We start from the raw sequence: 20,306 nt of genomic DNA, 5'->3' as shown, positions 1-20,306 counted from the left end.
GCGCTGTTCCATGACTCTACGAATCGCAATCAATGGTTTTGGCCGCATCGGCCGTAATGTCCTGCGCGCACTGTATACCCAAGGCTATCGACAGGATTTGCAGATCGTCGCCATCAACGATCTGGGCGACAGCTCGATCAATGCCCATCTGCTCAAATACGACACCGTTCACGGCACGTTTGACGCGCAAGTCGAGCATGACAATGAAAGCCTGACCGTCAACGGCGACCGCATTGCGGTCAGCGCCATTCGCAACCCGGCCGAACTGCCATGGGCGGCGGAAAAGATTGATGTGGTGTTCGAATGCACCGGTCTCTTTACCGATCGCGCCAAAGCGGCCGCGCATATTACTGCCGGCGCGCGCAAAGTGATCATCTCGGCCCCGGCCAAAGGCGCCGACGCCACCGTCGTATATGGTGTGAACCACGACATTCTGCGCCAGTCGCACCAGATCATCTCCAACGCGTCGTGCACCACCAACTGCCTGGCACCGGTGGCGCAGGTGCTGCACCGTGAGCTGGGCATCGAAAGCGGTCTGATGACCACCATTCATGCCTACACCAACGATCAGAACCTCACCGACGTTTATCACACCGACCCGTACCGCGCGCGTTCGGCCACGCAGAACATGATCCCGAGCAAGACCGGCGCCGCTGAAGCAGTGGGCCTGGTGCTGCCGGAACTGGCCGGCAAACTGACCGGCATGGCGGTGCGGGTGCCGGTGATCAATGTGTCGCTGGTGGACCTGACCGTACAGCTGAAAAAAGAAGCCAGCGCCGAAGAGGTCAACGCACTGATGAAGTCTGCGAGCCAGCACTCGAAGATTCTCGGTTTCAACACCCTGCCGCTGGTGTCCAGCGACTTCAACCACAACCCGCTGTCGTCGATCTTCGACGCCAACCACACCAAATCCAGCGGCAAACTGCTGAAGGTGCTGGCCTGGTACGACAACGAATGGGGGTTCTCCAACCGCATGCTGGATAACTGCCTGGCGCTGTGTAACGCCGAGTAATCCGACATTGGCGGGGTGCGCTCACCTGATGGCCTAACGTAAATCCAGGTAGGAGCTGCCGCAGGCTGCGATCTTTTGATCTTGTTTTTAAGATCAACATCAAAAGATCGCAGCCTTCGGCAGCTCCTACATTTATCTGCTTTGATCGCAAAACAATACTTGACCATTCAACTAGATGATAAGCATTATCATTCGCTCGAAATGGATCAGGTTCCCCCGTGAGTCAATCGCGCTTCAACCACGTCTTCCTCACCCAGCGCACGTCCTTGCTGCGCACGCTGGAACGGATGGTCAACAATCACAGCACCGCTGAAGACCTGCTGCAGGAAACCTACCTGCGCGTGACGCGGGCGCTGAGCGAGCGGGCCATCGATCACCTCGAACCTTTTGTCTTCCAGACCGCGCGCAATCTGGCGCTGGATCATTTGCGCGCGCGCAAGATTCATTCACGGACGATGGTCGATGACGTGCCGCAGGACGTTGTGCACAGCATCGCCGCCCCTGCCAGCAGCGCCGAAGACGCCGCCCACGCCGAACAACTGCTGGAGCGCTTGAACGTGAGCCTCAGTCAACTCAGCCCGCGTCAGCAGCAGATTTTTATTCTCAGCCGCCTGCACGGCAACAGCTACCAGGAAATCGCTGACGAACTGAACGTGTCCCTCAGCACCGTGCAGAAAGAATTGAAACTGATCATGTCCATTTGCATCGGCGTCGCCGAACGCTTGAATGGCGACTGAACGTTTCCATAAATGTCAGGATCGACTGCACTGATCATCGGGCTTTGTTACCCTTGCCCGACTTTTACGCTTCACTAAAAAAACAGCCGTGCACAGACACTGCCGAGGAAACACCGTGACGGACACCCACCGCTCGCCTTCGCCGGATTCGGCGCAGGACGCTGCAAACGCAATGGACCAGGCACTCGACTGGCTCATCGTGCTCGGCAGCCCGGACGAGGAGCAGACCCGGCAGTTCCATGCCTGGCTGGCGGCGGATCCGTTGAATGCTGAAGCGTTCGCCAAGGCGCAAGCGATCTGGGACGGCCCGTTAGTGATTCAATGCGCGCAAAGCCTCGCGGCGAAACCGGCCAAGGTCACCTTCCTCAAGCGTTTGCGCCCGCACTGGAAACCACTGGCCACGGCCGCTGTGCTGGTACTCGGGCTGTTCAGTTTCAGCAATTTGCCAATGCGCCTGCAGGCCGATCATTTGACGGTGGTGGGCGAGCGTCAGCGCCTGCAACTGGAGGACGGCTCGAAAGTCCTGCTCAACACCAACTCGGCGTTCTCCAGCACCATCAACGATCAACAGCGCGTCGCGCGGTTGTATCAGGGTGAAGCGTATTTCGAGATCGCCGGCAGCCGCACTCAGCCCCTGGAAATCGATGCCGGCCCGGTCAAGGCCAGCGTGCGTGACACTGCGTTCGCCGTGCGTTATCTCGATGGCGTGACGCAGGTCAACGTGCAACGCGGCGATGTCGATTTGCGCGCGACCCATAACGATGCCCGCGTGCGCTTGTCGGCCGGCGAAAGCATCCGCATCGGCCCGAACGGTTTTGATCGCCCGGCCAAACTCGATGCTGCGACCGATCTGGCCTGGGTTCAGGGCCGACTGGTTTTCGAGAATTGTCCGCTGAATCAAGTGCTGGCCGAGCTGCGCCGCTACTACCCGGGCTGGATCATCAACACCAACGAGCAGTTGGCCGACGTCGCCGTGACCGGCAATTACCGCCTCGATCAGCCGCTCGACGTCGTTCGTTCCCTCGCCCACATCACCTCGGCGCGCCTGCAGGAATTCCCGGCGCTGGTGATCTTGAACTAAATGAGAATTATTTTTACTCGATAGCTGAAGCCCGTTCGTCTCGTTATAGCCAATGCAATTGATTCGCATCCTCGGAAGTGAATCAGCACCTATAAAGATTCGTGCGACACGGAGCGCTATCGATGTCCTCACGCCTTACCCGCCAGACCTCATCCCCTTCCCGCGTATTGTCGCTGCTGACCGCTGCCATCCTGATGGCCGGCACCGCGCCACTGATGGCTGCCACCGAGCAACCGGCACGCAACATGGGTGATTACTCGTTCTCCATCAGTCAGCAACCGCTGGTGTCGGCGCTCAATGCCTTCACCGCCGTGACGGGCTGGCAGGTCGGTTTGCCGGCGGAACTGGGGCAGAACGTATCGTCGCCGGGCGTGCGCGGTTCGCTGCCACCGGAAAAAGCCCTCGAGCGTCTGTTGGTGGGGACCAACCTGAGCTTCCGCAAGCTGAGCAACAACAACGTCGTGCTGGAAAAACGCAACGCCAGCGGCACGCTCAATCTGGATCAGGTGACCATCAGCGCCACGCGTCAGGAACAGTCGGTGAGCAGCGTGCCGGCCACCGTCAGCGTGCAGACCCGCGAAGATCTCGATCGCAACAACGTCAATTCGATCAAGGATCTGGTGCGTTACGAGCCGGGCGTTTCGGTGGGCGGTGCCGGTCAGCGTGCCGGCATCACCGGCTACAACATTCGTGGTATCGATGGCGACCGTGTCCTGACTCAGGTCGACGGCGTGCAAGTGCCGGACAGTTTTTTCAACGGCCCTTACGCACAGACCAACCGCAATTACGTCGACCCGGAAATCGTCAAACGCGTCGAAATTCTCCGTGGCCCGGCCTCGGTGCTGTACGGCAGCAATGCGATTGGCGGCGCCGTCAGCTACTACACCCTCGATCCGGACGACATCATCAAGCCTGGCCAGGACGTCGGCGCACGGCTGAAAACCGGTTACAGCTCGGCCGATGACAGCTGGCTGACCTCCGGCACTGTTGCCGGCCGCACCGGTGACTTCGACGGTTTGCTGCACCTGAGCCAGCGCAACGGTCACGAAACCGAGTCCTACGGCGAAACCGGTGGCACCGGCCTGAACCGCACCGAGGCCAACCCGGAAGACGTGCGCACCACCAACGTGCTGGCCAAACTCGGCTGGAACTACGCTGACGACGCGCGCTTCGGCCTGACCTACGAACACTACAAAGACGACCGCGACACCAACCAGTTGAGCGCCGTCGGTGGCCCGTTCAACGCTGGACGCGGGTTTGGTTTCTACAAGGCGCGCACCGGCAACGACACCGTCACCCGCGAGCGTTTTGGTCTGGAACACCGCTTCGCGCTGGACACTGTGCTGGCCGACAACATCAAGTGGTCGCTCAACTATCAGATCGCCAAGACCGACCAGAGCACCCAGGAAATCTACGCGCCGTCGCGCACCGTATTGCGTAACCGCGACACTAATTACAAGGATCGCCAGTGGGTATTCGATGCGCAGGCTGACAAGTCATTTGCCATCGCCGACACCGATCACACCATTACCTACGGCACGACCATCAAGCAGGACAAAGTCACCGGACTGCGCACCGGCAACGGCACCTGCCTGACCGTCAGCGGCGCCTGCCGGGTAATCGGTGCGCCAAGCGCCACCGACACTTTGAAACCGGCCAGCGACTTCCCGGATCCGACCATCAACAGCTACAGCCTGTTCGCGCAGGATCAAATCAGTTGGGGCAACTGGACGTTCCTGCCGGGCGCACGCTACGACTACACCCAACTCAAGCCGCACATCACCGATGAGTTCCTCGCCACTGCCGACCAGAGCGGTAACGGTCAAGTCAGCGACAAGGAAAAAACCTGGCATCGTCTGTCGCCGAAGTTCGGCACGACCTACAGCTTCAACGATAACTACACCTGGTACGGTCAGTACGCCGAAGGCTTCCGCACGCCGACCGCCAAGGCCTTGTACGGTCGCTTTGAAAACCTCGCGGGCGGCTACCAGGTCGCGCCGAACCCGGATCTTGAACCGGAAAAAAGCAAAAGCTATGAAACCGGCCTGCGTGGCCAGTTTGAAGCGGGCACCTTCGATGTTGCGGTGTTCTACAACAAGTACCGTGATTTCATCGATGAAAACGCGATCACTCCGGGCTACAGCGAGACCACGTTCCAGAGCAACAACATCAAACACGCCACCATCAAAGGCGTTGAGCTCAAGGGTCGCCTGAACCTTGACACCTTTGGCGCGCCGACCGGCCTCTACACCCAAGGCTCGATGGCGTACCTGTATGGCCGCAATGACGACAGCGGTCAGCCGCTGAACAGCGTCAACCCGCTGACCGGCGTGTTCGGTCTCGGTTATGACCAGGACAAATACGGTGCTCTGTTGAGCTGGACGCTGGTCAAGCGCAAGGATCGTGTCGACAGCACCATGTTCAAGACGCCGGACGGCACCAGCACCCAGTTCAAGACCCCGGGTTATGGCGTGCTCGACCTGGCGGGCTTCTACAAAGTCACCGACGACGTGACCGTCAACGCCGGTCTCTACAACCTGACCGACAAGAAATACTGGCAGTGGGATGACGTGCGCGGTTACGACAGCGTCGGCGAAGCCTCGGTCACGCAACCGGCCAACCTTGATCGCCTGACCCAACCGGGCCGCAACTTCGCGATCAATCTGGTCTGGGACATCTGATCCGGCAAACCTCACGGCGCGTGTTCATGCACCGCCCCGTGAGGTTTTTTTACGCTCGCTCGCTGGCTGGTTCGTCTCGTTAGCAAGCGCCTCAATTTCTCAAGGATTTGTCATGACCGCTCAAGACACCGAACAACGCCCTGCCCTGCGTTCGCAGCGCTTGAACCAGATCACCAACGAGCCGCACACCAAGCTCGATGCGCTGGTCAAGGCGCATGCGCCGTTCGAGACCCGCGCCAACTTCGCCCGTTTCGTGGTCGCGCAGTACCTGTTCCAGTCAGAACTGGTCGACCTGTACAACGATGCCGAACTGACCGCGATCGTGCCTGACCTGCCCGCGCGTTGCCGCGCCGAAGCGGCCAAGGCTGACCTCGCCGACCTCGACACCGAAGTCCCTGCACCGGTCGCCGGCGCAGTAAAAAACCCGAGCAAGGCCCGTGCACTCGGCTGGATCTTTGTGTCCGAAGGTTCGAAGCTCGGCGCAGCGTTCCTGATCAAGCGTGCCGTGGCGCTGGAGCTGAGCGAAACGTTCGGCGCCCGTCACCTCGGTGAGCCCGAAGGTGGTCGTGCCGAAGGCTGGAAGAGTTTCGTGCGTACCCTCGACTCGCTGCAGTTCAGTGCTGAAGAAGAAGCCGAAGTGGAGCAAGGCGCGATCGACGCGTTCAACCGCTTCACCGTGCTGCTGGAACAGGCTTACGCCACCGAAGCCGAACTCGCCTGAGCCACACAAATCCCCCTGTAGGAGCTGCCGCAGGCTGCGATCTTTTGATCTTGCAATCAACATCAAAAGATCGCAGCCTGCGGCAGCTCCTACAGGGGGGGCGCGTAAGTCTGTAAGATCTCCATTCCGCTTCAGAAGCAATCCGCTGAGCCCATGCCGCAACCCGCCTCCTCAAAACTCGCCCGCGTGCTGTTCGGCCTCTTGGCCTACGTCAGCCTCGGCATAGGCCTGATCGCCATTGTCGTGCCCGGCCTGCCGACCACCGAGTTCATCCTCCTCGCCGCCTGGGCCGCGACCCGCAGCTCGCCGCGCCTGAGTGCCTGGCTGGAAAACCATCGGCTGTTCGGGCCGATTCTGAGTAACTGGCGCAACGGCAAGATCATCGCGCGCAAGGCCAAGGTCAGTGCGACGGTGAGCATGCTGCTCTGCGCGACGTTGATGCTGGTGATGCTTGATCACGGCTGGCCGGTTTATCTGGCGATTGCCGGGATGAGTCTGGGCAACCTGTGGATCTGGTCGCGCCCGGAAACCATCACTAAACCGGCCTGATTTTTCAAAGATCACTCCAAATCTGCGGCATACATAAACCCTGTGGCGAGGGGATTTATCCCCGCTGGGCTGCGAAGCGGCCCCAAACCCGCCCCAAACCCGTCCCCCCGTCCCACTGACAGACCGTATTCTCTGGTCTAACGACTGCTTCGCAGCCGAACGGGGATAAATCCCCTCGCCACAAGTGCCCTCCAAAACACGCAGACACTTCCCTGAAATTGTTCTGATTTCCAGCACTTTCCCCTGCGCAAACGTTTAGCGATGACCGTTCGTCGGTAGCCGGCTCATGCCCTCTCGCCTCGCGCCGATGAGCATTAAATGGCGCTGAATGGATTTGGCGAACCGGATAGTTAATGTCCGCCAGCCACCCGTTTATTCATTCGCGAGATCGCCCCATGTTCGACTCTCTGTCCATTCGCCTGAAAATCGTTTTGCTCTCCGGTCTGTGCCTGCTCGGTGTGGTCGCGCTGATCGTCAGCATGAACATCTACCAGACCAACCAGAACGACGAACTGGTCAGCACCTCCAGCAACCAGTTGCTCACCGCCAGTGTGCAGAATCTGCTGCAAGCCAAGGCCGCCGAACAAGCGGTGCGGGTGCAGAAGACCTTTGGTGAAAGCCTGTTGGTGATCACCGCGCTGGCGGATCAGATCAAGGACATGCGGGTGATGGCCGCCAAGCGTTCACTGGACGCCGGTGCCCTGCGCGAAGAGTTGAACCTGAGCCTGAAAACCGCCTTCGAGCGCAACGACAAGGTGCTCGGCATCTGGCTCGCGTTCGAACCGAACGGCCTCGACGGCAAGGACAGTGAATTCGCCAACGACGCCGCGCGCCAGTCCAACGAAGCCGGGCGTTTCGCCACGTACTGGAGTCGCGCCGCCGGTTCCTCGCTGAACACGATCATGGTCGAGGAAGACCTGACCAAGACCACCCTCAGCGTCAGCGGCACACCGTACAACAGCTGGTATACCTGCCCTCGCGACAACAAGCGCACCTGCCTGCTCGACCCGTATGCCGACACCGTCGGTGGCAAGGAAATGCTCATGACGACCATTTCCGTGCCGCTGATCGTCGACGGCAAGGCCATCGGTGTGGTCGGTGTCGACATCGCCCTCGACGCCCTGCAAGCGGCCGCTGTCGAGTCGCAACGCAACCTCTTCAACAACGCCGGGCACATGCTGATCGTCTCCGGCAGTGGCGTGCTCGCTGCCGACAGTTCGGACGCGACCAAGGTCGGCAAAAAGATCAGCGACACCCTCGGCGCCAATGGCCAGGACGTATTGCAACTGCTCGCCTCCGGCACGCCGAAAATCATCGAACAGGGCGATCTGATCCGTGCGGTGTATCCAGTCGATCCGATCGGCAACGCGCGCGCCTGGGGCGTGGTCATCGACCTGCCGAAACAAGTGTTGCTGGCCGACTCGGTCAAGCTGCAAGCGGTGCTTGATGACGCACAGGAAACCGGCGTGATCACCGCGCTGCTGGTCGCCATCGTGGCCGGCGTGATTGGCCTGTTGCTGATTTGGCTCACCGCGTCCGGCGTCACCCGGCCGATCAACAGCGTCGCCGAAATGCTCAAGAACATTGCCAGCGGTGAAGGCGATCTGACCCAACGCCTGAACTACAGCAAGAAGGACGAACTCGGCGAACTGGTCAACTGGTTCAACCGTTTCCTCGACAAGCTGCAACCGACCATCGCGCAGATCAAACAAAGCATCACCGAAGCGCGCGGCACCGCCGACCAGTCCTCGGAAATTGCCCGCCAGACCAGCGAAGGCATGCAGGTACAGTTCCGTGAAATCGACCAGGTTGCGACCGCCTCCAACGAAATGAGCGCCACCGCCCACGACGTTGCCAACAGCGCCTCGAACGCGGCCAATGCTGCGAAGGGTGCCGATCAGTCGGCCAGGGACGGCATGTCGATCATCGAGCGCAGCACCCGCGACATCAACCAACTGGCCGATGAAGTCAGCAAAGCGGTGACTGAAGTTGAAGCGCTGGCGGTCAACAGCGAGCAGATCGGTTCGGTGCTGGAAGTGATCCGCAGCATCGCCGAACAGACCAACCTGCTCGCGCTTAACGCGGCCATTGAAGCGGCCCGTGCCGGCGAAAGCGGACGTGGTTTTGCGGTGGTCGCCGACGAGGTGCGTAACCTCGCCAAACGCACGCAGGATTCGGTGGAAGAAATTCGCGTAGTGATCGAACGCATCCAGACCGGCACCCGTGGCGTGGTCGCGACCATGCATTCGAGCCAGACCCAGGCGCACAACAACGCCGGGCAGATTCGTCAGGCGGTGGATGCGCTGGGCAAGATCAGCGACGCGGTGACGGTGATCAGCGACATGAACCTGCAAATCGCCAGCGCCGCCGAGCAGCAAAGCGCGGTGGCCGAAGAGGTCAACCGTAACGTTTCGGCGATTCGTACCGTGACCGAAACCTTGACCGGCCAAGCCACTGAATCGGCCGCGATCAGCAGCCAGCTCAATGCCTTGGCCAGCCAACAGATGAAATTGATGGACCAGTTCCGCGTATAAACACCTAGCGAAAATCACCGCAAACCCCTGTGGGAGCTGGCTTGCCAGCGATGGCGGCAGATCAGTCAGTACATTGTTGACTGACCCTCCGCTATCGCTGGCAAGCCAGCTCCCACAGGGTCAAGTGGCAACCCTGCAATCGGGGATTTCATCTGACTCGGGATTGTTTTGCACTATCATCGCCCTCTCGCTCCGGAGGGCCTTCGATGACTGATTTACTCACGTCCATTCAAGCCGCACTCGGCTTGTCGCACACGCCAATTCCGTTCACCGATCACGGCGCCCTGCCCTCGGCGTTCGCCGTCACTGACCTTGCGTGCGCGAGCATTGCCGCTGCCGGACAAGCCGTCAGCGAACTGCTGCATCAGCAAACCGGCCAACTGCCCACCATTGAAGTCGAGCGTCGCCTGGCCTCGTTCTGGTTCTCAAGTTCACTGCGCCCGATCGGCTGGCAGGTGCCGCCACTGTGGGACCCGATTGCTGGTGATTACCCAACCTGCGACGGCTGGATTCGTCTGCACACCAACGCCCCGCATCATCGCGCTGCCGCTGAACGCGTGCTCGGTGCCTGCGCTGACCGCTCAGCGATGGCAGCGAAAGTCGCGCAATGGACGAGCACGGAGCTGGAGCAAGCGGTGGTCGACGCCAAGGGTTGCGCCGCCGAAATGCGCAGTTGGGCGCAGTGGCAACAGCATCCGCAAGGGTTGGCGGTGAATGCCGAGCAGCTTGTTCACTTCATCACTAATCAGGATGAACATGCGAAATCGTGGCAAGGCTCAGTGGAACGCCCATTGGCCGGGATCAAGGTGTTGGATCTGACCCGAGTGCTCGCCGGCCCTACCGCCAGTCGTTTCCTCGCGGGGCTCGGCGCGGAGGTTTTGCGCATCGATCCGCCGACCTGGAATGAGCCCGGTGTCGTCCCGGAAATGACCTTGGGTAAACGCTGTGCGCGACTGGATCTGCAGGTTGCGGCGGATCGAGCGGTGTTCGAAAGTTTGTTGAAAGACGCCGACATCCTGCTGCATGGCTATCGCGCCGACGCACTGGAGCATCTCGGTTTCGGCGCAGAACGCCGCCGCCAACTGGCGCCGGGGCTGATCGACGTTTGCCTCAATGCCTACGGCTGGAGCGGCCCGTGGCAGAACCGTCGAGGCTTCGACAGCCTGGTGCAAATGAGCAGCGGCATCGCCGAGGCCGGGCAGCGTTGGCAGCAAGCTGACAAACCGACGCCGTTGCCGGTGCAGGCGCTGGATCATGCGACGGGGTATTTGCTGGCAGCGAGTGCGCTCAAGTTGCTCACCGAGCGCTTGCGCAATGGTCGCGGTGGCTCGGCGCGTTTGTCGCTGGCGCGTACGGCGAAGTTGTTGATTGAGTCTGGGTCGGGCACAACTGAAACGCTGCGTGCCGAGAATGAGCAGGATCAACAGGTGCTGGTGGAACAGACCCCATGGGGACCGGCGCATCGGTTGCAGGTGCCGGTGAAGATCAGCGGTACGCCGATTCAGTGGGCGTCGCCGGCTACAGCATTGGGTTCACACCCACCAAAGTGGTAGCGCCAATTCGGGCCCCATCGCTGGCAAGCCAGCTCCCACAGGTTATCTGTACAACGCTTAACCTGTGGGAGCTGGCTTGCCAGCGATGAGGCCAGTTCTGCCAACAAAAATCCCGGATCGGTCAGCCCGGCATAACGATGTCCACAACAGCAGCGCCGCATCCCCCATACGGCCGCCACGCCTCAACACGCCGCACGGGCCGCGAGCCCCCCAACATCGCCTGCCAGTCATTGGGTGGCTGATAAGCCAGTGCCAACCTCACAACGACAGCACACCGCTGTACAACCCGTATGCCGCCAGCCCCGCGCCGATGACCACGCAGGTGAAAATGCCTTTCTCGACATGGGTGAACAACGGTTCGCCCGCCTCATGCTTGGCCTTGGCAAACAAAATCACTCCTGGGGCATACAAGAGCGCTGACAGCAGCAAATACTTCACCCCACCGGCATACAACAACCACACCGCATAACCCAGTGCGATGCCGCCAATCAGCAAATCCTTGGTGCGTTCGGCCGAAGCGTGTTCGTAAGTTTCGCCGCGCCCGCTGAGCAACACCGCGTACGCCGCCGACCACAGGTACGGCACCAGAATCATCGACGACGCCAGATAAATCAGGCTGGTGTAAGTGCCCGCCGAAAACAGCGTGATCAGCAGGAAAATCTGGATCATCGCATTGGTCAGCCACAACGCATTGACCGGCACGTGGTTCTTGTTTTCCTTCTTCAGGAACGCCGGCATGGTTTTGTCCTTGGCCGTGGCGAAAAGAATTTCCGCACACAGCAGCGCCCACGACAGCAAGGCACCGAGCAGGGAAATTGCCAGACCAATGCTGATCAACAGCGCCCCCCACGGCCCGACGATGTGCTCAAGCACTGCCGCCAGTGACGGGTTCTGCAGATTGGCCAGTTCCGGCTGGCTCATGATTCCCAGCGACAGCACGTTGACCAGCACCAGCAGCGCCAGCACGCCGACAAAACCAATCACCGTGGCGCGGCCGACGTCACTGCGTTTCTCCGCCCGCGCCGAGTACACGCTGGCGCCTTCGATGCCGATGAAGACGAACACGGTGACCAGCATCATGTTGCGCACCTGATCCATCACCCCGCCGAAATTCGGGTTGCTGGTACCCCAGATGTCGCGGGTAAAAATGTCAGCCTTGAACGCCACCGCCGCGATGACAATGAACATGATCAGCGGCACGACTTTGGCCACCGTGGTCAGTTGATTGATCAGCGCCGCCTCCTTGATCCCGCGCATCACCAGAAAATGCACGGCCCACAGCAGCACCGACGCACAGGCAATGGCGATCGGCGTGTTGCCCTGGCCGAACACCGGAAAAAAGTAGCCAAGGGTGCTGAATAAAAGGACGAAATAACCGACGTTGCCCAGCCACGCGCTGATCCAGTAACCCCACGCCGAAGAGAACCCCATGTAGTCGCCAAACCCGGCCTTGGCGTAGGCGTAGACCCCAGAGTCCAGTTCCGGCTTGCGGTTGGCCAGAGTCTGAAAGACGAACGCCAGCGTCAACATGCCGATCGCGGTGATACCCCAACCGATCAGGATCGCCCCGGCGTCGGCGCGTGCTGCCATGTTCTGCGGCAACGAGAAAATCCCCCCGCCAATCATCGACCCCACCACCAGGGCGATCAACGCGCCTAATCGCAGCTTTTGCGTCGGTTGCGACATTCAAATCTCCCTTCCTGATCAACGAATTCTCAATTTCTACCGAAACCCCAAGATCCACCCAAACCCCAGATGCAACGCCCCCCTGTGGCGAGGGGATTTATCCCCGATGGGTGGCGCAGCCGCCCCAGATCCAGTCAGTGCGGTGTATCAGACAGAACGAGTTCTGAGGCTTTGGGGCGGCTTCGCCACCCATCGGGGATAAATCCCCTCACCACAGGTTTATGTCTTAACTAACTAAATGGGTAAAGAGTAAGTACGTTTATTAGATAACGCCAACAAACACCCATTTATATATAGCCGATGACGCTAACGCCTAGCACGCTAAGACAATTTTGTGCGCTGATCCTAATAAATCAATTCTGTACTGAAAACAGACGCGGAAAATTTGCCAAACCGCCAAAAAGAACTAGCGTGATAATTCGAAAGTAATAATAGCCATTCCCAAGAACATCACCAGAAAGCCTCTAGAACGGGCATTTCAGACAATAGCTTTATGCCTGCAGTGGCTGCCTAAGTCATTCATTAACAATGGAATGTGACCATGCACTGATCTAAGTCAGCTGTTTGAACAGACAACAGAACTACGCTGTGATCTCTTCTCTCCTGCAATGGAGTCATGCAATGTCTGAAGCTCCCGGAAAACTACGACTAGGTGCACTGGTTGCGTTGGTAGTCGGCTCGATGATCGGTGGCGGGATATTCTCTTTGCCACAAAACATGGCCGCCAGCGCCGACGTCGGCGCGGTACTGATCGGTTGGGCCATCACCGCTGTCGGCATGCTCACCCTCGCTTTTGTCTTTCAAACCCTCGCCAATCGCAAGCCTGACCTGGACGGCGGTGTCTACGCCTACGCCAAGGCCGGTTTCGGTGACTACATGGGTTTCTCGTCCGCCTGGGGTTACTGGATCAGTGCCTGGCTGGGCAACGTCGGTTACTTCGTTCTGCTGTTCAGCACCCTCGGCTATTTCTTCCCGGTTTTCGGTGAAGGCAACACGGTTGCTGCGGTGATCGGTGCCTCGGTGCTGCTGTGGGCCGTGCACTTCCTCGTCCTGCGCGGGATCAAGGAAGCGGCGTTCATCAACCTGGTGACCACGGTCGCCAAGGTCGTGCCGCTGCTGCTGTTCGTGTTGATCGCGGTGTTCGCCTTCAAACTGGACATCTTCACCGCCGACATCTGGGGCATCAAAAACCCGGATCTGGGCAGCGTGATGAACCAGGTGCGCAACATGATGCTGGTCACCGTGTGGGTGTTCATCGGCATCGAGGGCGCGAGCATCTTCTCGGCCCGCGCCGAAAAACGCTCGGACGTCGGTAAGGCCACCGTGATCGGCTTCATCACCGTGCTGCTGTTTCTGGTGCTGGTGAACGTGCTGTCGCTGGGCATAATGACCCAACCGGAACTGGCAAAACTGCAGAACCCGTCGATGGCCGCCGTGCTTGAGCACGTGGTCGGTCACTGGGGCGCGGTACTGATCAGTGTTGGTCTGATTATTTCGCTGCTGGGCGCGCTGCTGTCGTGGGTGCTGCTGTGCGCGGAGATCATGTTCGCTGCTGCCAAAGACCACACCATGCCGGAGTTCCTGCGTAAGGAAAACGCCAACCACGTACCGGTCAACGCCCTGTGGCTGACCAACGCGATGGTGCAGATTTTCCTGATCATCACGCTGTTCTCGGCCAGTACTTACCTGTCGCTTATCTATCTCGCCACCTCGATGATTCTGGTGCCGTACCTGTGGTCGGCGGCCTATGCCCTGCTGCTTGCGGTGCGCGGTGAAAGCTACGAGGGCTTCGCGGCCGAGCGGCGCAAGGATCTGATAATCGGCGGCATCGCGTTGATCTACGCGGTGTGGCTGCTGTATGCCGGCGGGGTCAAGTATCTGCTGCTCTCGGCCCTGCTCTACGCACCTGGCGCGATCCTGTTCGCCAAAGCCAAGCTGGAACTCAAACAACCGATTTTCACTAACGTCGAGAAGCTGATTTTCGCCGCAGTGGTCGTGGGTGCCCTGGTGGCGGCCTACGGTCTCTACGACGGCTTCCTGACTCTGTAACCCCTGATTGTTTTGTTATCTGGAGGATCTGAAATGACCACGGAAAAAGTTAAGTACGGCGTACATTCCGAAGCCGGCAAACTGCGCAAAGTCATGGTGTGCTCCCCAGGTCTGGCCCATCAGCGGCTGACCCCGAACAACTGCGACGAGCTGTTGTTCGATGACGTGCTCTGGGTGGCCCAGGCCAAGCGCGACCACTTCGACTTCGTCACCAAAATGCGCGAGCGCGGCATCGATGTGCTGGAAATGCACAACCTGCTGACCGACATCGTCGCCATCCCGGAAGCGCTGGACTGGATTCTCGAGCGCAAGGTCACCGCCGACTCGGTGGGCCTGGGCCTGATCAACGAAGTGAAATCCTGGCTGAAAAGCCTGGAGCCACGGCACATCGCCGAATTCCTGATTGGTGGCGTGTCTGCCGATGATCTGCCGGACAGCTTCGGTGGCAAGACCATCCAGATGTTCCGCGACTTCCTCGGCCACTCCAGCTTCATTTTGCCGCCGCTGCCGAACACCCAGTTCACCCGCGACACCACCTGCTGGATCTACGGTGGCGTGACGCTGAATCCGATGTACTGGCCAGCGCGCCGTCAGGAAACCCTGCTGGCCACCGCCATCTACAAATTCCACCCACAGTTCACCAACGCCGAATTCGAAATCTGGTACGGCGACCCGGACAAGGAGCACGGCAGCTCCACCCTTGAAGGTGGCGACGTCATGCCAATCGGCAACGGCGTGGTGTTGATCGGTATGGGCGAGCGCTCATCACGTCAGGCCATCGGCCAACTGGCGCTGAACTTGTTCAAAAACAAAGCCGTGGAAAAAGTCATCGTCGCCGGCCTGCCGAAATCCCGCGCGGCGATGCACCTCGACACCGTGTTCAGCTTCTGCGACCGCGACCTCGTAACGATTTTCCCTGAGGTGGTCAATCAGATCGTCGCCTTCACCCTGCGACCAGACGAAAGCAAACAGGGCGGCATCGACATCCGCCGCGAGGAAGGCACCTTCCTCGACACCGTGGCCAAAGCCCTCAACCTGCCTAAGTTGCGCGTGGTGGAAACCGGCGGCAACAGCTTCGCCGCTGAACGCGAGCAATGGGACGACGGCAACAACGTGGTTGCGGTGGAACCGGGCGTGGTAATCGGCTACGACCGCAACACCTACACCAACACCCTGCTGCGCAAGGCCGGCGTGGAAGTCATCACCATCAGCGCCGGTGAATTGGGCCGAGGCCGTGGCGGCGGCCACTGCATGACCTGCCCGATCATCCGCGACCCGATCGATTACTAAACCTCTGAGCCCTGGCCGACACTTACAACGTGCGGCCAGGGGGATAACCGACACCGAAGGAGATCCATCATGGCTTTTAACATTCACAACCGTAACCTGCTCAGCCTGGAACACCACACCCCACGTGAGCTGCGTTACCTGCTCGACCTGTCCCGCGACCTCAAACGCGCCAAATACACCGGCACCGAGCAACAGCACCTGAAGGGCAACAACATCGCCCTGATCTTTGAAAAAACTTCGACCCGTACCCGTTGCGCGTTCGAAGTGGCGGCGTATGACCAAGGCGCCAACGTCACTTACATCGACCCGAACTCTTCGCAGATCGGTCACAAAGAAAGCATGAAAGACACCGCCCGCGTGCTGGGGCGCATGTACGACGCCATCGAGTACCGTGGTTTCAAACAGGAAATCGTCGAAGAGCTGGCCAAGTTCGCTGGCGTACCGGTGTTCAACGGCCTGACCGATGAATATCACCCGACGCAAATGATCGCCGACGTGCTGACCATGCGTGAACACGCCGACAAGCCGATCCATGAAATCAGCTACGCCTACCTCGGCGATGCGCGCAACAACATGGGCAACTCGCTGCTGCTGGTCGGCGCCAAGCTCGGCATGGACGTGCGCATTTGCGCGCCGAAAGCCTTGTGGCCACTGGATGATCTGGTCGAGCGTTGCCACAAATATGCGGAAGAAAGCGGTGCGCGCATCACCCTGACTGAAGACCCGAAAGCGGCGGTCAAAGGCGTCGACTTCATCCACACCGACGTCTGGGTGTCGATGGGCGAACCGGTGGAAGCCTGGGCCGAGCGTATCCAGCAATTGCTGCCGTACCAGGTCAACGCCGAGCTGATGAAAGCCTCCGGCAACCCGCGCACCAAGTTCATGCACTGCCTGCCGGCGTTCCACAACAGTGATACCAAAGTCGGCAAACAGATTGCCGAGCAGTATCCGCACCTGAAAAACGGCATCGAAGTGACCGACGACGTGTTCGAGTCCCCAGCCTGCATCGCCTTCGAGCAAGCGGAAAACCGCATGCACACGATCAAGGCGATTCTGGTCTCGACCCTCGCTGATCTGTAACTGGATGATCAGGTTCTCCTGATCAACCAACAACCTGTAGGAGCTGCCGAAGGCTGCGATCTTTTGACTTTGCTTGTTCAAGATCAAGATCAACAGATCGCAGCCTTCGGCAGCTCCTACAGGGTCATCGAATTCTGAAAGGATTGCATTATGCGTATCGTCGTAGCGTTGGGCGGTAACGCCCTGCTCCGCCGTGGTGAGCCGATGACCGCTGACAATCAGCGCGCCAACATCCGCATCGCCACCGAGCAAATCGCCAAGATCCATGCCGGCAACCAACTGGTCATCGCCCACGGCAACGGCCCGCAAGTCGGCCTGCTGTCGCTGCAAGCGGCGGCCTACACCTCCGTCACCCCTTACCCGCTGGACGTGCTCGGCGCCGAAACCGAAGGCATGATCGGCTACATCATCGAACAGGAACTGGGCAACCTGCTCGACTTCGAAGTGCCGTTCGCCACCCTGCTGACCCAGGTTGAAGTCGACGCCAACGACCCCGCGTTCAAGAACCCGACCAAGCCGATCGGCCCGGTCTATGACAAGGCCGAAGCGGAAAAACTCGCCGCCGAAAAAGGCTGGGCGATTGCCCCGGATGGCGATAAGTACCGTCGTGTCGTCGCCAGTCCACGGCCAAAACGCATCTTCGAAATCCGCCCGATCAAGTGGCTGCTGGACAAGGGCAGCATCGTTATTTGCGCCGGGGGCGGCGGCATCCCGACCATGTACGACGAGAACCGCAACCTCAAAGGCATCGAGGCAGTAATCGACAAGGATCTGTGCTCGTCACTGCTCGCCGAGCAACTGGAAGCCGACCTGCTGGTGATCGCCACGGACGTCAACGCGGCGTTCATCGATTACGGCAAACCGACGCAGAAAGCCATTGCCGAAGCGCACCCGGATGAACTCGAACGCCTCGGTTTCGCCGCCGGTTCCATGGGGCCGAAGGTGCAGGCAGCCTGCGAATTCGCGCGCCATACTGGCAAGGTCGCGGTGATCGGTTCGCTGGCGGACATCGAAGCCATCGTCCAGGGCACGGCCGGTACGCGTGTGACCACCGCGAAGCCGGGCATCACTTACCGATAATTAGAAACTCCGGGGGCAGACCGAGGGTCTGCCCTTCTCCCATGCCTTGAAAGGAGAAAACCATGGCCCAATTCGAACCTGGTCACTTGCACATCGAGCGGCACGCGTTGACCGACGATGACGTCAATTACAACGTACACCTCGACTATGAAGTGTTTACCGATCCTTCGAAAGGCAAAGGAATACAGTTCACCCTGCATGGCAGCATGCAGGGCAAGGACATGAAGGAAACGTTTTTCCTGCCCAAGGAAGAGGCTTACAACTTCGCCCGTGACGTGACCCGCATCGCCGAGAAGTACGGGATTCCCAAGGCGCACAGCCAGATCGGCTCGGTGCACAAGCATTACGACCTGATGTTTGAAGACATTCGGCAGAAGTTGAATATGCAATCCGGGGATCCGGTCAATCTTGAGCATTTCGAATAACCTGAATTTTGCACATCGATCGTTCCCACGCTCTGCGTGGGAATGCCGCCACGGACGCTCCGCGTCCGCTGTGACGCAGAGCGTCACGGGATGCATTCCCACGCGGAGCATGGGAACGATCAGCGCAGGACACAGGTTTCACCATTAGCCCGCCCCAAGGCATACTTGCCACCCTCCGCTCTGCAGATCACTGAACCGCCCCATGCGTATCCACGTCAGTTTCATCGACCGCGTCGGCATCACCCAGGAAGTCCTGGCTATCCTCGGTGGGCGCAACCTCAATCTGGATGCGGTGGAGATGATCCCGCCGAACGTCTACATCGATGCGCCGACCTTGAGTCCGCAAGTGCTCGAAGAACTGAAAGATGCGTTGTTCCGCGTGCTCGGCGTGGAAGCGGTGACCGTGGTCGACATCCTCCCTGGCCAGCGTCGACACCTGCAGCTTGACGCGTTGCTTGCGGCAATGACCGATCCGGTTCTGGCGCTCGACAGCGCCGGCAAAGTGCTGCTGGCCAACCCGGCGTTGATCGCGTTGTACGGTCGTGAGCCGGCGGGTGAAAGCGTCTCTGAACTGTTCAACGATCCGGCCCTGCTCGACACCTTGCTCGAACACGGCTTCCGCCTGCCGCTGCGCGAAATCACCGTCAACGGCCAGACCCTGTTGCTCGACGCCACGCCGATCACCGACGCTGGCGCCCTGCTCACTTTGTATCAACCGAACCGTATCGGTGAACAACTCTCGGCACTGCACCACGACCACGCTGAAGGGTTCGATGCACTGCTTGGCGAATCCCCGGCGATCCGCACCCTCAAGGCCCGCGCGCAGCGTGTAGCAGCCCTCGATGCACCGCTGCTGATTCAAGGCGAAACCGGGACCGGCAAAGAACTGGTCGCCCGTGCCTGCCACGCGATCAGTGCGCGGCACAGCGCGCCGTTTCTGGCGTTGAACTGCGCAGCGCTACCGGAGAACCTCGCCGAAAGCGAACTGTTCGGCTACGCCCCCGGCGCCTTCACCGGCGCGGCGCGTGGCGGCAAACCAGGGCTGATGGAACTGGCCAACCAGGGCACGGTGTTTCTCGATGAAATCGGCGAGATGTCGCCGTACTTGCAGGCGAAATTGCTGCGTTTCCTGAACGACGGCAGCTTCCGTCGGGTGGGCGGTGATCGCGAGGTGAAGGTCAACGTGCGCATCCTCAGCGCGACCCACCGTGATCTAGAGAAAATGGTCAGCGAAGGGCTGTTCCGCGAAGACCTGTTCTATCGCCTCAACGTACTCAACGTTGAAGTGCCGCCGCTGCGTGAGCGCGGCCAGGACATTCTGCTGTTGGCGCGCTATTTCATGCAGCAGGCCTGCGCGCAGATTCAGCGCCCGGTCTGCCGCCTCGCACCAGGGACCTACCCGGCGCTGCTCGGCAATCGCTGGCCGGGCAACGTGCGGCAATTGCAGAACGTGATCTTCCGCGCGGCGGCGATTTGCGAGAGCAGCCTGGTGGATATTGGCGACCTCGACATCGCTGGCACCTCGGTGGCGCGGCAGACGGACAGCGATGTCGACAGCCTTGAACAAGCGGTCGAATCCTTCGAAAAAACGCTGCTGGAAAAACTCTACGTCAGCTACCCCTCGACGCGCCAACTGGCCAGCCGCCTGCAAACCTCGCACACGGCCATCGCCCATCGCCTGCGCAAATACGGCATCCCCAACAAACCCTGAGATCACCTCATACCCTGTGGGAGCTGGCTTGCCAGCGATGACGGCAGCACATTCAACATCAATGTTGGCTGACCCACCGCTATCGCTGGCAAGCCAGCTCCCACAGGTTTTGCAGCA

General features: G+C 59.9%; 15 protein-coding genes and 1 pseudogene. 15 read left to right on the top strand and 1 reads right to left on the bottom strand.

Going from position 1 to position 20,306, the window contains the following annotated elements:
* The first annotated feature begins 10 nt into the window (after window positions 1–10).
* The 9 genes and pseudogenes from gap (at window position 11) to ACQ4MY_RS07730 (ending at window position 10,868) form a co-directional block, all read left to right on the top strand.
* Entirely contained in the window at window positions 11–1,012 is a 1,002-nt protein-coding gene (gap, locus tag ACQ4MY_RS07770) for a type I glyceraldehyde-3-phosphate dehydrogenase (RefSeq protein WP_007917884.1), read from the top strand.
* Between the two features lie 218 nt (window positions 1,013–1,230).
* Entirely contained in the window at window positions 1,231–1,749 is a 519-nt protein-coding gene (locus ACQ4MY_RS07765) for an RNA polymerase sigma factor (RefSeq protein ID WP_008086680.1), read from the top strand.
* A 115-nt stretch (window positions 1,750–1,864) separates the two neighbouring features.
* The gene (locus tag ACQ4MY_RS07760; protein WP_440094639.1) at window positions 1,865–2,830 is read left to right on the top strand and encodes a FecR family protein; all 966 of its coding nucleotides are present in this window, start codon (window positions 1,865–1,867) and stop codon (window positions 2,828–2,830) included.
* A 122-nt stretch (window positions 2,831–2,952) separates the two neighbouring features.
* Complete coding sequence (locus tag ACQ4MY_RS07755; RefSeq protein WP_440094638.1) at window positions 2,953–5,511, top strand: TonB-dependent receptor; 2,559 nt, start codon at window positions 2,953–2,955, stop codon at window positions 5,509–5,511.
* A 112-nt stretch (window positions 5,512–5,623) separates the two neighbouring features.
* Entirely contained in the window at window positions 5,624–6,232 is a 609-nt protein-coding gene (locus tag ACQ4MY_RS07750; RefSeq protein ID WP_440094636.1) for a biliverdin-producing heme oxygenase, read from the top strand.
* A 153-nt stretch (window positions 6,233–6,385) separates the two neighbouring features.
* On the top strand, window positions 6,386–6,781 hold the full coding sequence (locus ACQ4MY_RS07745) for a YbaN family protein (RefSeq protein ID WP_008086813.1): 396 nt from the start codon (window positions 6,386–6,388) through the stop codon (window positions 6,779–6,781).
* A gap of 353 nt (window positions 6,782–7,134) precedes the next feature.
* A pseudogene (locus ACQ4MY_RS07740) lies at window positions 7,135–8,457 on the top strand (PDC sensor domain-containing protein); the annotation flags it as partial.
* A 102-nt stretch (window positions 8,458–8,559) separates the two neighbouring features.
* Complete coding sequence (locus ACQ4MY_RS07735) at window positions 8,560–9,315, top strand: methyl-accepting chemotaxis protein (RefSeq protein WP_440094767.1); 756 nt, start codon at window positions 8,560–8,562, stop codon at window positions 9,313–9,315.
* Between the two features lie 206 nt (window positions 9,316–9,521).
* Entirely contained in the window at window positions 9,522–10,868 is a 1,347-nt protein-coding gene (locus tag ACQ4MY_RS07730) for a CoA transferase (RefSeq protein WP_440094634.1), read from the top strand.
* Between the two features lie 258 nt (window positions 10,869–11,126).
* On the opposite strand, the gene arcD (ACQ4MY_RS07725) is transcribed toward ACQ4MY_RS07730, so the two are convergent.
* Window positions 11,127–12,554, bottom strand: a complete 1,428-nt coding sequence (gene arcD / locus ACQ4MY_RS07725) for an arginine-ornithine antiporter (RefSeq protein ID WP_008086808.1) — start codon at window positions 12,552–12,554, stop codon at window positions 11,127–11,129.
* A gap of 621 nt (window positions 12,555–13,175) precedes the next feature.
* Here arcD (ACQ4MY_RS07725) and arcD (ACQ4MY_RS07720) point away from each other — a divergent pair.
* From arcD (ACQ4MY_RS07720) to ACQ4MY_RS07695, 6 genes are all read left to right on the top strand, one after another.
* Entirely contained in the window at window positions 13,176–14,603 is a 1,428-nt protein-coding gene (gene arcD, locus ACQ4MY_RS07720; protein ID WP_008086807.1) for an arginine-ornithine antiporter, read from the top strand.
* 33 nt (window positions 14,604–14,636) lie between these two features.
* Window positions 14,637–15,893, top strand: a complete 1,257-nt coding sequence (gene arcA, locus ACQ4MY_RS07715; protein WP_008086806.1) for an arginine deiminase — start codon at window positions 14,637–14,639, stop codon at window positions 15,891–15,893.
* A 69-nt stretch (window positions 15,894–15,962) separates the two neighbouring features.
* Window positions 15,963–16,973 carry an ornithine carbamoyltransferase gene (locus tag ACQ4MY_RS07710; protein WP_008086805.1) on the top strand — a complete coding sequence of 337 codons (1,011 nt, stop codon included), beginning with the start codon at window positions 15,963–15,965 and terminating at the stop codon, window positions 16,971–16,973.
* Between the two features lie 150 nt (window positions 16,974–17,123).
* Window positions 17,124–18,053: a carbamate kinase gene (gene arcC, locus ACQ4MY_RS07705; RefSeq protein ID WP_401241947.1), complete on the top strand. Its 930-nt coding sequence runs from the start codon at window positions 17,124–17,126 to the stop codon at window positions 18,051–18,053.
* A gap of 62 nt (window positions 18,054–18,115) precedes the next feature.
* On the top strand, window positions 18,116–18,478 hold the full coding sequence (locus ACQ4MY_RS07700; protein ID WP_008086543.1) for a DUF5064 family protein: 363 nt from the start codon (window positions 18,116–18,118) through the stop codon (window positions 18,476–18,478).
* A 202-nt stretch (window positions 18,479–18,680) separates the two neighbouring features.
* Window positions 18,681–20,189, top strand: a complete 1,509-nt coding sequence (locus ACQ4MY_RS07695) for a sigma-54-dependent transcriptional regulator (RefSeq protein ID WP_102900179.1) — start codon at window positions 18,681–18,683, stop codon at window positions 20,187–20,189.
* Window positions 20,190–20,306 lie beyond the last annotated feature (117 nt).

The organism is Pseudomonas sp. SM4 (assembly GCF_051913165.1).
GTDB lineage: Bacteria > Pseudomonadota > Gammaproteobacteria > Pseudomonadales > Pseudomonadaceae > Aquipseudomonas.
The sequence above is the reverse complement of the archived record's forward strand: the minus strand, read 5'-3'. Positions and strand labels throughout refer to the sequence as shown.